General features: G+C 74.5%; 14 protein-coding genes and 1 riboswitch. Of the genes, 8 read left to right on the top strand and 6 right to left on the bottom strand.

The genetic code is table 11. The annotated features are described in order from the left end of the window. Positions 1-234 precede the first annotated feature (234 nt). Complete coding sequence (locus tag ACIQE0_RS19845; protein WP_384104901.1) at positions 235-549, top strand: bacterioferritin-associated ferredoxin; 315 nt, start codon at positions 235-237, stop codon at positions 547-549. 25 nt (positions 550-574) lie between these two features. Here ACIQE0_RS19845 and bfr read toward each other — a convergent pair whose 3' ends face one another. After that, on the bottom strand, positions 575-1,051 hold the full coding sequence (gene bfr / locus ACIQE0_RS19840) for a bacterioferritin (protein ID WP_366331720.1): 477 nt from the start codon (positions 1,049-1,051) through the stop codon (positions 575-577). 155 nt (positions 1,052-1,206) lie between these two features. Here bfr and ACIQE0_RS19835 point away from each other — a divergent pair, with 155 nt between their 5' ends. Then, a complete protein-coding gene (locus ACIQE0_RS19835) occupies positions 1,207-1,827 on the top strand; it encodes a sulfite oxidase-like oxidoreductase (RefSeq protein WP_366331721.1) in 621 nt (206 codons plus the stop codon). Positions 1,828-1,852: 25 nt separating this feature from the next. Here ACIQE0_RS19835 and ACIQE0_RS19830 read toward each other — a convergent pair whose 3' ends face one another. Continuing rightward, positions 1,853-2,752: a deoxyribonuclease IV gene (locus ACIQE0_RS19830; RefSeq protein ID WP_402333762.1), complete on the bottom strand. Its 900-nt coding sequence runs from the start codon at positions 2,750-2,752 to the stop codon at positions 1,853-1,855. 76 nt (positions 2,753-2,828) lie between these two features. Next, on the bottom strand, positions 2,829-4,802 hold the full coding sequence (gene pknB / locus ACIQE0_RS19825; protein WP_402333759.1) for a Stk1 family PASTA domain-containing Ser/Thr kinase: 1,974 nt from the start codon (positions 4,800-4,802) through the stop codon (positions 2,829-2,831). Between the two features lie 187 nt (positions 4,803-4,989). Between pknB and ACIQE0_RS19820 the strand changes: the two genes are divergently transcribed. After that, positions 4,990-5,391, top strand: a complete 402-nt coding sequence (locus ACIQE0_RS19820) for a MerR family transcriptional regulator (RefSeq protein WP_366331724.1) — start codon at positions 4,990-4,992, stop codon at positions 5,389-5,391. Between the two features lie 31 nt (positions 5,392-5,422). Here the strand turns inward: ACIQE0_RS19820 and ACIQE0_RS19815 are convergent, their stop codons facing one another. The 3 genes from ACIQE0_RS19815 to thiO form a co-directional block, all read right to left on the bottom strand. Beyond that, the gene (locus ACIQE0_RS19815) at positions 5,423-6,265 is read right to left on the bottom strand and encodes a thiazole synthase (protein ID WP_402333756.1); all 843 of its coding nucleotides are present in this window, start codon (positions 6,263-6,265) and stop codon (positions 5,423-5,425) included. Positions 6,266-6,273: 8 nt separating this feature from the next. Continuing rightward, on the bottom strand, positions 6,274-6,525 hold the full coding sequence (gene thiS / locus ACIQE0_RS19810; RefSeq protein WP_402333754.1) for a sulfur carrier protein ThiS: 252 nt from the start codon (positions 6,523-6,525) through the stop codon (positions 6,274-6,276). Continuing rightward, a complete protein-coding gene (gene thiO, locus ACIQE0_RS19805; RefSeq protein ID WP_402333751.1) occupies positions 6,522-7,754 on the bottom strand; it encodes a glycine oxidase ThiO in 1,233 nt (410 codons plus the stop codon). The genes thiS and thiO overlap by 4 nt, the downstream gene beginning before the upstream one ends. Next, positions 7,752-7,864, bottom strand: a riboswitch (TPP riboswitch). Its footprint overlaps the gene before it by 3 nt. Before the next feature lie 144 nt (positions 7,865-8,008). Here thiO and ACIQE0_RS19800 point away from each other — a divergent pair. The 5 genes from ACIQE0_RS19800 to ACIQE0_RS19780 all read left to right on the top strand — a co-directional run bounded on the left by ACIQE0_RS19800 (position 8,009) and on the right by ACIQE0_RS19780 (position 12,653). After that, positions 8,009-9,304, top strand: a complete 1,296-nt coding sequence (locus tag ACIQE0_RS19800) for an FAD-dependent oxidoreductase (protein ID WP_366331728.1) — start codon at positions 8,009-8,011, stop codon at positions 9,302-9,304. A 110-nt stretch (positions 9,305-9,414) separates the two neighbouring features. Next, entirely contained in the window at positions 9,415-9,780 is a 366-nt protein-coding gene (locus tag ACIQE0_RS19795; RefSeq protein WP_366331729.1) for an Rv2175c family DNA-binding protein, read from the top strand. A 109-nt stretch (positions 9,781-9,889) separates the two neighbouring features. Next, positions 9,890-10,540 carry a thiamine phosphate synthase gene (thiE, locus tag ACIQE0_RS19790; RefSeq protein WP_384104880.1) on the top strand — a complete coding sequence of 217 codons (651 nt, stop codon included), beginning with the start codon at positions 9,890-9,892 and terminating at the stop codon, positions 10,538-10,540. Positions 10,541-10,673: 133 nt separating this feature from the next. Beyond that, complete coding sequence (gene metF, locus ACIQE0_RS19785) at positions 10,674-11,591, top strand: methylenetetrahydrofolate reductase [NAD(P)H] (protein WP_402333747.1); 918 nt, start codon at positions 10,674-10,676, stop codon at positions 11,589-11,591. Between the two features lie 36 nt (positions 11,592-11,627). Continuing rightward, positions 11,628-12,653, top strand: a complete 1,026-nt coding sequence (locus ACIQE0_RS19780; RefSeq protein WP_366331732.1) for a hypothetical protein — start codon at positions 11,628-11,630, stop codon at positions 12,651-12,653. The last annotated feature ends 12 nt before the right edge of the window (positions 12,654-12,665 follow it).

The following is a 12,665-nucleotide window of genomic DNA, read 5'->3' as shown; positions in this document are numbered from 1 at the left end:
GGCTCGAGCCGGGTGGCCACCCCGAACCCGTGCTGGGGGACGGCGTTCCGGTGGGGGTTTTATCTCCTGCTCTGCTGGTGGGTGGGGGGGGGGGGGGGGGGGGGGGCCCCGGGCCCCCCCCCCCCCACTGCGTTGTCGTGCGTTGTCCCGCGCCCGCGGTCGCAGGTAAGGTAAGGGTTACCTCACCGATGATCACAGGGATCGGGTGAGGCGTTCTTACGGAGGTGAAACCGCGTGTACGTCTGCTCCTGCTTCGGCATCACCGAGCAGCAGGTCCGCGAGCACGCGGAGCGGGGTGCCTGCACGCCCCGCCAGGTCGCCTCCGCCTGCAAGGCCGGCACCGACTGCGGCGGCTGCGTCCGCCGCATCCAGGCGCTGCTGGGCCGCGGTGCGTGCCCCCGCCGGGAGCTGATCGACCGCGGCGCCTCCGACGTGCTCGGCGCGCGGGTCCCGTCGTCGGACCGGACGCCGCAGGTGCCGGCCGTGCCCGTGCCGCCGGCCGCGGAGGGCGACGCCCCGGGGCCCGTGGGCCTCCCCGCCGCAGCCTGATCCACCGCCGCTGTGCGCCGGGCCGTCAGCTCGGCTGCTCGATCACCTGGGCCAGATAGAGCGGTTCCCCGAGCTTCTCGACCAGCTCCAGCTGGGTGTCGAGGTAGTCGATGTGCTCCTCCTCGTCGGCGAGGATGTCCTCGAAGATGTTGGCCGAGGTGATGTCCGCCTTGGCGCGCATGATCTCGATGCCGCGCTTGAGCCGGTCGATGGCCTCCACCTCGATCTGCCGGTCCGCCTGGAACATCTCCGTGACGGTCTGGCCGACGCGGACGTGGAACAGCCGCTGGTAGTTCGGCAGCGCTTCGAGGAAGAGGATCCGGTCGGTCAGCGTCTCCGCGTGCTTCATCTCGTCGAAGGACTCGGCGCGGGTGTACTTCGCGAGCTTGTACCAGCCGAAGTTCTCCTGCATCTTCGCGTGCAGGAAGTACTGGTTGATCGCGGTCAGCTCGGCGGTCAGCTGCTCGTTGAGGAATTCGATGACCTCGGGGTCGCCCTGCATGGCTGCGGGCCCCTTTCGCGCGGGTTCTGGGCAGGTGCCGCGCATCCTCGCACCGCCCTGAGCGTAACGTCCAGTAAGTTCACGCTTAGTGCGGTTTGCCCGATTCCATACCGCCCTGGTCATCGGCACCCTTCGCCGTCTGACACCATGGGGGCATGGGTCAGCCGGAAAGTCGCGATGAGGAGGCCGCGCTTCCTCCGGGACAGCGGCTGCAGCGGGGCTGGCCGGTTACGCACTACGGTCCGGTCCCGAAGTTCCGCCCGGAGCGCTGGGAGTTCCGGGTCTTCGGCGCCACCGCCGACGGAGCCAAGCACTGCTGGACGCACGAGGAGTTCACGGCCCTGCCGTATGACACCGTCGTCGCCGACATGCACTGCGTCACCAAGTTCAGCATGCTCGGTGCCGAATGGGGCGGCGTGCTGACCCGTACGATCCTGGAGCTGGCGCCGCCCGCGCCGGAGGCCACCCATGTGATGGTGTGGGCCGAGTACGGCTTCAGCTCCAACCTCCGGCTCGCCGACTTCGGCACGGAGAACAGCCTCTTCGCCACCCACCGCTCCGGCGAACTCCTCACCGCCGAGCACGGCTTCCCGGTCCGGCTGATCGTGCCGCACCTCTACGCCTGGAAGGGCCCCAAGTGGGTCCGCGGCGTGGAGTACATGACGGCCGACCGCCGCGGCTTCTGGGAGGAGCGCGGCTACCACAACCTCGGCGACCCCTGGCGCGAGCAGCGCTACTCCTACCAGGAGGAGCCGGGCGAGGGGCCGGAGCTCTAGGGCGGCCCGCCCGGCCCGTACCGGCTCAGGACGTCCGCAGCTCCTTCAGACGCGCCACGTCCGCCGCGTGGCCCGCCTCGCCGCCCGGGGTCTCGATCACCAGCGGGACGCCGCCGGTCGCGGGGTGGGCGAACAACTCGGCGAACGGCTCCGCACCGATGTGGCCGGCGCCGATGTTGGCGTGCCGGTCCTTGTGCGCGCCGACCACGTCCTTGGAGTCGTTGGCGTGGATCAGCTTCAGCCGGCCCTCGCCGGTGACCTCCACCAGCTCGTCCAGCAGCGCCTTCGTCCCGCCCGGGGCCGCCATGTCGTGCCCGGCCGCGAACGCGTGGCAGGTGTCCAGGCACACCCCGAGCTGCGGATGGCGGTCCAGTGCGTCGAAGTACGGCCCCAGGTCCTCCGCCAACGAGCACAGCGAGGCACCCTGGCCGGCGGTGGGCTCCAGCAGCAGCCAGGGGTCGTCGTCCCGCGTCAGCTCGTCGAGCAGCGGTCGCATCTGCTCCCTGACCTGCGCCAGCGCCGTCTCCCGCGGGCGGCCGCCGGTCGCCGAGCCGGTGTGCACGACCACCCCGAGCGCGCCGATCTCCCGGCCGCGGCGCAGCGAGTGGCGCAGCGACGCCACGGACTTCTCGACCGTCGCCGCGGTGTGCGACCCGAAGTTGATCAGATAGGGCGCGTGCACATAGGCCGGGATCCCGTCCTGGGCGCAGCGCTCGCGGAACGCCGCGTCCTGCTCGGGGCTGCCGGGCGGCGTCGCCCAGCCGCGCGGATTGGCGACGAAGACCTGGACGGCCTCGCAGCCGATCTGGCGGGCGTACGACAGGCCCACCTTGGCCAGGCCGCCGGCCACCGGCACATGGCCGCCGACCGGATTGCGTGCGCGGGCGCGCTGCGCGGCGCCCTCGGGGGACAGGGAAGTGCTCACCCTCCCAAGGGTGCCAGCTGCCCCGCGGCCGTCCGCAGGGCACCCGGTACGGCCGACGGCCACCGGGACGGGCCGGTCAGAGCGCTCCCTTGAGCCGGATCGTGATCGTGCTCCCCTTGGGCGCCTGGTCACCGGCGGCGACCGACTGGGACGTGACGCTGTCCCCCAGGAGCAGCAGCGGCTTGTCCACCTCGACCTTGAAGCCGGCGTCGGTCAGCGCCTTGGTGGCGTCCGCGGTGTTCTGGCCGCCGACGTCCGGTACGGGGACCATCTGCGGCCCCTTGGAGAGCGTCAGGGTGACCGTCTCGCCCTTGCCGAGGGTGCCGCCCGCGCCGGGCGTCTGCCGGGCCACGGTGCCCTTGTCCTGCGGGGCGAAGACCGGCTGGTCGGCGAAGCGCACCCGGAAGCCGGCCCCCTTCAGGGTCGCCGCGGCCTCCCCGCGCTCCGCGCCGACCACGTTCGGCACGTCCACCGGCGCGCCCCGGCTGACGGTGAGCGCCACCGCGGTGTCCGGCCGCCGGGTGCTGCCCGCCGCCGGGTCCGTCGCGATCACCGAGCCCTTGGCGACCTCGTCGCTGAACTGCCGGGTCTCGGTGCCCGGCACCAGGCCCAGGTCGCGCAGCTTGCGCCGGGCGTCCGCGAGCGGGGTGCCGGCGAGATCGGGGAGGGTGACCTTCTCCGGGCCGCGGGAGACGACCAGGGTGACTGTGCCGTTGCCGCGGATCCGCTTGCCGGTCGCCGGGTCCGTCGCCATCACCCGGCCCCGCGCGACGTTGGGGCTGAAGTCGCGCGCCACCTTGACCCGCAGGCCCTCGTCGCGCAGCGTCTGCTCGGCCTTGGCCTGCGGCATGTCCAGCACCGCCGGGACGCTGGTGAACTGGCCGGAGTTGATGTACCAGACGCCGGTGCCGACGCCCAGGAGCAGCAGCACCGCCGCCACGACCGTGGCGATCCGCCGCCGCCGGAGCCGCCCGCCGGCCGCCGGCGCCGCGGCGGGCGCCGGGCGCAGCCGGGTGGTCCGGCCGTCCTCGGGTGCGGCGTCCGCCGGCGGGACCTCCAGCCTGCTGGTGCGGTGCAGCTCCGCCTCGCCCGCCACGGGCAGCGCGAGCTGCACCCCCGCCGGGCGCGGGAGCACATCGGTCGGCTCGCCGTCGGCCGCGGACGCCTCCTCGGCCCGCGGCGGGACGAGGTCCAGCTGGGCGTCGGTCAACCCCGCGCGGACCGACCGGACCCGGGCGAGCAGCGCCACCGCGTCCCGCGGGCGCTGCTCCGGGGAGCGGGCGGTGGCCGACGCGACCAGCTCGTCCAGCTCCGGCGCCAGGCCCGGCACCAGCTCGGAGGGCGGGGTGACGTCGTCGTGCAGATGGCTGTAGAGGATCTGCGCCGCGGTGCCGCCGGTGTGCGGCTTGCTGCCGGTGAGCATCTCGTAGAGCACGACGGCGCAGGCGTAGACGTCGACGCGGGCGTCGGCGGTGCCGTGCTCCATCTGCTCGGGGGCGAGGTAGGAGACCGTGCCCAGGACCGAGCCGGTGGAGGCGGTGGTGTGCGTGTCCACCGCGCGGACCAGGCCGAAGTCGGCGACCTTGACCCTGCCGTCGTCGCCGATCAGGACGTTCTCCGGCTTCATGTCGCGGTGCACCAGACCGGCGCGGTGCGCGGCCCCCAGCGCCGCCAGGATCGGCTCCAGGATGTCGAGCGCGGCCCGCGGCTGGAGGGCGCCGCGCTCGCGCAGCACGTCGCGCAGGGTGCAGCCGGCGACGTACTCCATGGCCAGATAGACATAGGTGCCGTCGGTGCCCTGGTCGAAGACGCCGACCACGTTCGGATGCGAGAGCCGGGCGACGGACTTGGCCTCCCGGATGAAACGGTCCACGAACGCCTCGTCCACGGCCAGGCCCGGGTGCATCACCTTCAGCGCCAGCACGCGGTCCAGCCGGGTGTCCACGGCCCGGTAGACGGTGGCCATGCCCCCGGCGGCGATGCGCCCCTCGACGCGATAGCGGCCGTCGAGCAGCCGGCCCACGAGAGGGTCCTGCAACGTCGTATCCACGACAGACGAGTCTACGAGCCCGCACCGACACGCCCCGCCGCCCCGGTCGCCCTCCCCGGCGGACCGCAGCGGAACCGTGACACGCCCGGCCCGGCGGACCGCGGCCGGGCGCGGAATAATCCGGCCCCGGCCGTGGTCGCAGCCCCTGAGGGGCCGCGCGACCGTACCGCACCAGAGGGGGAACGCGATGACGACGCTGCTGATCGGCGAGCTGGCCCGACGGACCGGCACCACCGAGCGGCTGCTGCGCTACTACGAGGAGCAGGGGCTGCTCAGCCCCGCGCGGACGGCCGCCGGCTACCGCGTCTACGAGGAGGCCGACCTCGCCCAGGTGCGCCGCATCCGCACGCTGCTGACCTCCGGGCTGAACACCGCGACCATCGCGCAGGTGCTGCCCTGCCTGCGCGACGACGCCGGCCGGCTGGTGCCGACCTGCCCGCAGCTGGTCGGCGAGCTCCACCGGGAGCGCGCCCGCCTCACCGACTCCATCGAGGCCCTGCTGGCCTCCCGGGACCTGCTCGACGAGGTGATCACCGCGGCCCCGCCGGAGTTCGCGGAACGGGCCGGGGCGGCCGCCGGCCCGGCCTGAGCGCGCCGCCCGCCCCGTCCCGCACCCGCCGTCAGAAGGCCGGCCGCTCCGGGTCCAGCTCCGGCACGCCGTCGGTGGGCGAGGACGCCAGCGCGAAGTGGCGGCGCGGGATCCGGCCGGCGCGGTGGGCCAGCCGGCCCGCCGCCACCGCGTGCCGCATCGCCGTGGCCATCAGCTCCGGCTCCTGCGCCCGGGTCACCGCCGACGCCAGCATCACCGCGGCGCAGCCCAGCTCCATGGCGAGGGCGGCGTCCGAAGCGGTGCCCGCGCCCGCGTCCAGGATCACCGGGACGCCCGCGCGCTCGGTGATCAGCTGGAAGTTGTGCGGATTGCGGATGCCCAGACCGGAGCCGATCGGCGAGCCCAGCGGCATGATCGCCGCGCACCCGGCGTCCTCCAGCTTCCGGGCCAGCACGGGGTCGTCACTGGTGTACGGGAGCACGGTGAAACCGTCGTCCACCAGGGTCTCGGCGGCGTCCAGCAGCTCTACGGGATCGGGCAGCAGGGTCCGCTCGTCGGCGACCACCTCCAGCTTGATCCAGTCGGTGCCGAGCGCCTCCCGGGCGAGCCGGGCGGTGAGCACCGCCTCGCCCGCGGTGAAGCAGCCGGCGGTGTTCGGCAGCACCCGGATCCCGTGGCGCGTCAGGACGGAGAGCACCGAGCCCTGCACGGTCGGGTCCAGCCGCCGCATGGCGACGGTCGTCAGCTCCGTACCGGAGGCCAGCAGCGCGCGCTCCAGGACGTCGAGGCTGGGCGCGCCGCCGGTGCCCATGATCAGCCGGGACCGGAAGGAGGTGCCGGCGAGGGTGAGGGGGTCGGTGTCCGGGGCGGGCGCCGCGGCGGCGGTCCCCGGGTCGACTGCGGTGTCGGTCATGGCCGCGATCAGCCTCCCTGGACGGCGGTGAGCACTTCGACGCGGTCGCCGTCGCCGAGCACGGTGCCGGGCCACTGGGAGCGCGGCACCACGGCCTCGTTGACCGCGGCGGCCACCCCGGCCGGTGCCTGGGACAGCGTGGCGACCAGCCGGTCGAGCGTCAGCCCGCCCGGAATCCGGCGGGCCTCCCCGTTGACGGAGACGGACACCGCGGGGCCCTCGGGGGCGTCGGACGGAGCGGGGGTAATGGGGGCGCTCATACGGGCAGCTCCTCTGGGGCGCGGGTGCGCGGGGCCCCCTGGGAAGCGGGGGAGAAGCGCGCGGGGGAGAAGGGGCGGGCCTCTTCCGGGACGGTCCCGGTGGCCAGCACCTCGGCCATCACGTCACCGGTGACCGGCGTCAGCAGGACGCCGTTGCGGAAGTGGCCGGTGGCCAGGTGGAGGCCGGGCAGCTCGGTCGGCCCGAGCAGCGGCGCGTTGTCGGGGGAGCCGGGGCGCAGCCCGGCGCGGCTCTCGACCAGGGGCAGCTCGGTGAGGCCGGGGACCAACTCGTGGGCGTCCCGCAGCAGTTCGTAGACGCCGCCCGCGGTGATCGTGGTGTCCCAGCCCAGCTCCTCACTGGTGGCGCCCAGGACCAGTTCACCGCTCTCCCGCGGTACCAGGTAGACGGGATTGCCCCGGACCACGGCCCGTACGGTGCGGGAGAGGAACGCCCCTCCCCCCGGGAGGGCGTCCGGCAGCCGCAGCCGCAGCACCTGTCCCTTGACGGGCCGCACCGGCGGCCGCACCGCCTCCGGGACGCCCGCCAGCCGGCCGCTGCGACTGCCCCCGGCCAGTACGACCTGGCCGGCCGCCAACCGCGTCCCGTCGGCGAGTTCGGCGCCCGTGGCGCGCCCGCCACCGGTCGTCAGCCGCTCCGCCGACGACCGGTGGAAGACCACCCCGGCCCGCTCGCAGGCGGCCAGCAGGGCGCTCGCCAGCCGGCGCGGATCGACCTGGTGGTCGCCGTCCACCCGGAGGCCGCCGCGCACCCCGGGGGCGAGCATCGGCTCCAGCCGGCGGCATTCGCGCCCGGTCAGCCACTGCGAGTCCAGGCCCGACCGGACCTGGAGGGCGTGCAACTCCCGTAGGTGGGCGCGGTCGTCGGCGTCCAGGGCGACGGCCAGGGTGCCGCAGCGCCGGTAGCCGATCCGCTGCCCGCTCGCCTCCTGGAGCTCCTCGGTGAAGCGCGGATAGCGCTGCGCCGAGGCCAGGTTGAGCCCCAGCAGCCTCTCCTCGCCGTAGTGCAGTTCGGTGACCGCGGCCAGCATGCCGCCGGCGACCAGGGCCGCGCCGCCGCCGGGCGCGGGGTCGGCCACCGCGACCCGCAGTCCCCGGCCGGCCGCCCGCCAGGCGGTGACCAGCCCGACGATGCCGCCCCCGATGACCAGCACATCGGGGTGCCGGCCGGCCGGCCGCGGCGGGTTCGATGGTGTGGTGGATGGATGCATGGGCGTCCAGCCCCTCCCTTCGCCGGCATGACCCGGATCAGGTTCGTACGGTCGGAGGCCGGCCAGCCTCCCTCTCAGCCCGGTCCGTCCGGGCTCCCGCGAGTGCGTGCAGCCGCCACCCTAGTACGGGGCCGCGAGGCGCGGTAAGGGAGCGCCGCCGGAGCGGGCCCCGGCGTCCCGGGAGGTGACGCTGTGCCAGAGATCTCGTTGCGCGCTGCTGCGGGCCGCCTCCTCCGCCGTCCTAGAGTGGGCGGGTGAGCGAGCAGAGCAAGTCTCCCCAGGCCCCTGACCGCACGCCGCGCGTGGTGATCGCCGGCGCGGGGATGGCGGGTGTGCAGACCGCCGTCGCCCTGCGCGAACAAGGCTGGCGCGGCGCGATCACGCTCCTCGGCGACGAGCCCCACCAGCCCTACGACCGCCCGCCGCTGTCCAAGGCCGTGCTGCTCGGCAAGGCCGAGGGCTCCGCGTTCGACGTCGACTTCGCCGGCCTCGGCATCGACCTCCACCTCAGCCGCCCGGTCACCGCACTGCGCCCGGCCGACCACGTGGTGGAGACGGCCGGGGGCCCGGTCGCCTACGACTACGCGGTGATCGCCACCGGCGCCGAACCGGTCGTCCTGCCCGGCAGCGCCGACCTGCCCGGCGTGCACCTGCTGCGCACCCTGGACGACGCCGAACGGCTGCGCCCGGTGCTCGCCGCCCAGCACCGGATCGTGGTGGTGGGGGCGGGCTGGATCGGCGCGGAGTTCGCCACCGCCGCCCGCGAGGCCGGCTGCGAGGTCACCGTCGTCGAGGCCGCCGAGCACCCCCTGGCCGGCGCGCTGCCCGCCGAGGTCGCCGCGTACATGACCGGCTGGTACGCCGACGCTGGCGCCGACCTGCGCACCGGTGCCCGGGTCGCCTCCGTCGCCCCCGGCGCGGTGACCCTCGCCGACGGCACCGTCCTGCCCGCCGACGCGGTCGTCGTCGGGATCGGCGCCCGGCCCGCCACCGGCTGGCTGGCCGGTTCCGGCGTCGCCCTCTCGCCCGAGGACGGCTCGGTCCTCGCCGACGAGCGGCTGCACACCTCCGTCCCCGACGTCTACGCGGTCGGCGACTGCGCCTCCTTCCCGTCCACCCGGTACGACACCCGGCTCCTGGTCCACCACTGGGACAACGCCCTCCAGGGCCCCCGCACGGTGGCCGAGAACATCACCCGCGGCCCGGCGGAGGGCGTGGTCTACGACCCGGTGCCGTACTTCTGGTCCGAGCAGTTCGGGCGGTTCGTGCAGTACGCCGGCCACCATGTGGACGCCGATGAGCTGGTGTGGCGCGGCGATCCGACCGGCGCCGCCTGGTCGGTGCTCTGGCTGCGGAGCGAGGCGGGCCCGGGCGCCGCGGAGCCGGCCGGGGCCGCCGGCGGACGGCCCGCCGGCCGGCTGGTCGCGCTGCTGGCGGTGGGGCGGCCGCGGGACCTGGCCCAGGGGCGCCGGCTCATCGAGCGCGGTGCGCTGCTCGACCGGGAGCGGGCGGCGGACGCGGCCGTTCCGCTCAAGTCGGCGGTGCGGTAGCGCGGTCCGCCGGCCCGGCGGGGCCGCGGGCGTCCCCCGGCGGTGTGCCCGCACCCCCCGACGGCGAGGCCCGGCTACCGGCTGTCAGTGGGAGGTGGCAGGCTTGTCCTGTGACCGAGATTGACGCAAACATCGATGGACTCGTCCCCGCCTGGCTCACCCTCCCCGACATCGCTGAGGAGATCGGCGTCGAGGTGACCCGCGTGCGGCAGCTGGTGAAGGAGGGCCAGCTGATCGCCGTGCGCCGCGGTGAGAACCGCGTGCTCCAGGTGCCCGCCGAATTCATCCAGGACGGCAAGGTCGTCAAGGGGCTCGCCGGCACGCTGACGCTCCTCAAGGACGACGGCTTCACCGACGAGGAGATGCTGGAGTGGCTCTTCACCGCGGATGACACCCTGCCCGGCACCCCGGCGCAGGCCCTGCGCGAGAATCGCGGTACGGAGGTCAAGCGCCGGGCCCAGGCGCTGGCCGTCTGACGCACCCGCGTCCCGCAGCAACCGCACCACGCATCCGTAACCGCAACCGCGCGGCGTACGGACCGGTTCCGGCCGGTCCGTACGCCGCCGACGAGGGGGAAGCCGCCCGATGACCGCCGTTCGAGGGGCCCTGTCCGACGCCCGGCTCTACCTGTGCACCGACGCGCGCACCCGCCAGGGCGACCTCCCGCAGTTCCTGGACGCGGTGCTGGCCTCGGGCGTGGACATCGTCCAGCTGCGCGACAAGGGCATGGAGGCCGGCGAGGAGCTGCGCCACCTGGAGGTCTTCGCGGACGCCTGCCGGCGGCACGGCAAGCTGCTGGCGGTCAACGACCGCGCGGACGTCGCCCACGCCGCGGGCGCCGACGTGCTCCACCTCGGCCAGGGCGACCTCCCGGTCCCGGCCGCCCGCGCTCTCCTGGGCGACGGGCCGCTGATCGGCCGCTCCACCCACGCCGAGGCCGAGGTCGACGCCGCGCTCACCGAGCCCGGGGTGGACTACTTCTGCACCGGCCCCTGTTGGCCGACCCCCACCAAGCCGGGCCGGCCCGCCCCCGGACTGGACCTGGTCCGGTACGCCGCCGCGCGCAACCCCGAGCGCCCCTGGTTCGCGATCGGCGGGATCGACGCCGGCAACGTCGACGAGGTGCTGGCGGCCGGCGCCCGCCGGGTGGTGGTGGTCCGCGCGCTCACCGAGGCCGACGACCCGGGCGCGGCCGCCGCCGAGCTGGCCGAGCGGATCCGCTCCTGGGACGGCTGAGCGGGGCCGCCGGCGCCCGGCGGGAGTCCGCCGGATGGCGGCAGGATGTCCACGTTGTGGACAGCAGCGGCGCCAACCAGCCAATACGCCGGTGCCGGTTGGTGTCCGTCCGCGGTGTGGTTAACCTGCCCGTATGGCCCTAGGAACAGCTTCCACCAGGACTGATCGCGCGCGAACCGTGCGCGACCTGCTTGCTTCCGGCAAGCGGTCCTATTCGTTCGAGTTCGCCGCCCCGAAGACGGAGAAGGGCGAGCGGACGCTGTGGAACGCCATCCGCCGCATCGAGGCCGTCGCCCCGACCTTCGTGTCGGTGACGTACGGCGCCGGGGGCACCTCCCGCGACGGCACCGTCCGCGCCACCGAGCGCATCGCCACCGACACCACCCTCACCCCGGTCGCCCACCTGACCGCGGTCAACCACTCCACCGCCGAGCTGCGCAACATCATCGGCCAGTACGCCGACGCCGGGATCCGCAACATGCTCGCGCTGCGCGGCGACCCGCCGGGTGACCCCATGGGCGAGTGGGTCAAGCACCCCGACGGCGTCAGCCACGCCGCCGAGCTGGTCCGGCTGATCAAGGAGTCCGGCGACTTCTGCGTCGGCGTGGCCGCCTTCCCCGAGATGCACCCGCGCTCGACCGACTGGGACACCGACGTCCAGCACTTCGTCGACAAGTGCCGCGCCGGCGCCGACTTCGCGATCACGCAGATGTTCTTCTACCCGGAGGACTACTTCCGGCTGCGCGACCGGGTCCGCGCGGCCGGCTGCACGACGCCGATCATTCCGGAGGTCATGCCGGTCACCAACGTGCGTCAGATCGAGCGGTTCGCGCAGCTCAGCAACGCCGCGTTCCCGCCCGAGCTCGCGACGCGCATCCTCGCCGTCAAGGACGACCCGGCGGCGGTACGCTCCATTGGCATCGAGTACGCAACGGATCTGTGTGCGCGCTTGATGGCCGAGGACGTTCCCGGGTTGCACTTCATCACCCTGAACCACTCCACGGCGACCCTGGAAATCTACGAGAACCTCGGGCTGCACCAGCGGCCCTGAGTACGGTGGCCGGAATCCGGCGGAAGCGGGGCGCACATGGGCTGGACGATTCTCTACATCGCGTTCGCCCTGGTCGGTCTCTGGCTGCTCGGCGAGGCGCTGTTCCAGCACAAGGCCCCGCTGAAATGGCGGCTGTTGGCGCTGGGCGGCTTCCTCTGCGTGGTGGTCGGCGTGCTCATCCCGTCGGTCGTCGTGATCGGGCTGGGGGCCATCGCCTTCGCCGTCGGGCAGACCTATGTGACGCTGTCGGTCCGCCGCGGCTACGAGGAGGGCTGGACGATCGGCGGGCGGCCCAAGCCGAACCGCCGGCGCCGCGCCCGCTCCTCCCGCGCCCCCGCCGCCGGGCCGAGCCTCCAGGTCTCCGAGCTGACGGAGGAGACCGCCCCGGCCGCCGCCGGCACCGGCCCGGATCCCGAGCCGGCCGGCCACGACACGCACGGCGCCGCGCACCAGGCCCCCTACCCGCCGCTGCCGGACCCGGCCGTCCCCGGTGAAATGCCCGCCGCCCCCCAGGACTTCGCCTACGCCCACGCGGACGCCCCCACCCTCTACGCCCCCCAGCCGCTGCCGGACGAGACCGGGACCTACGGCGTCTACAGCTCCGACGCCCGCCCCGACGCCCCGACCGCCGCCGCCTCCTACGACGTCTTCGGCAACGCCGCCGCGGACGGCAACGCCCATGGCTACGGCGGCAGTCACGCCCCGACCCCCGGACAGGACGGCTACGCCGACCCCTACCCGGCCTACGACGACGGCGCCTACCAGGGCGGCCACGCGCCCTACTCCGACCCGTACATCGGCGCCCAGCAGTACGCCGCGCACTACGACCCCTACGAGGAGCCCGACCCGTTCGGCCGGGCGCCCTATCAGGCCGGGCACTACGACGGCTACGGCGGGCAGCAGCCGGCGCAGCACTACGGCCAGGGCTACCCGCCCGAGACCCCGCCCGGTGGCGTCTGGGTGCCGCAGCAGCGCGACACCGGGCACTCCGAGCACCCCGGGGAGCAGCCGCCCTACCCGCCCCAGCAGCCGGGGTACGACGAGCAGCGGTACCACTACTGAGCGGCGGGGCGG

This window comes from Streptomyces sp. NPDC093097, from assembly GCF_044754325.1.
Lineage (GTDB): Bacteria > Actinomycetota > Actinomycetes > Streptomycetales > Streptomycetaceae > Streptomyces.
Note: the sequence above shows the minus strand (reverse complement) of the source record. Positions and strands in the feature narration are given on the sequence as shown.

Coding starts and splice junctions, on each gene's coding strand:
- bfr (WP_366331720.1), bottom strand. CDS start 1,051: ATGCAGGGCGACCCCGAGGTCATCGAATTCCTCAACGAGCAGCTGACC.
- ACIQE0_RS19835 (WP_366331721.1), top strand. CDS start 1,207: ATGGGTCAGCCGGAAAGTCGCGATGAGGAGGCCGCGCTTCCTCCGGGA.
- ACIQE0_RS19820 (WP_366331724.1), top strand. CDS start 4,990: ATGACGACGCTGCTGATCGGCGAGCTGGCCCGACGGACCGGCACCACC.
- ACIQE0_RS19815 (WP_402333756.1), bottom strand. CDS start 6,265: ATGACCGACACCGCAGTCGACCCGGGGACCGCCGCCGCGGCGCCCGCC.
- thiS (WP_402333754.1), bottom strand. CDS start 6,525: ATGAGCGCCCCCATTACCCCCGCTCCGTCCGACGCCCCCGAGGGCCCC.
- thiO (WP_402333751.1), bottom strand. CDS start 7,754: ATGCATCCATCCACCACACCATCGAACCCGCCGCGGCCGGCCGGCCGG.
- thiE (WP_384104880.1), top strand. CDS start 9,890: ATGACCGCCGTTCGAGGGGCCCTGTCCGACGCCCGGCTCTACCTGTGC.
- metF (WP_402333747.1), top strand. CDS start 10,674: ATGGCCCTAGGAACAGCTTCCACCAGGACTGATCGCGCGCGAACCGTG.
- ACIQE0_RS19780 (WP_366331732.1), top strand. CDS start 11,628: ATGGGCTGGACGATTCTCTACATCGCGTTCGCCCTGGTCGGTCTCTGG.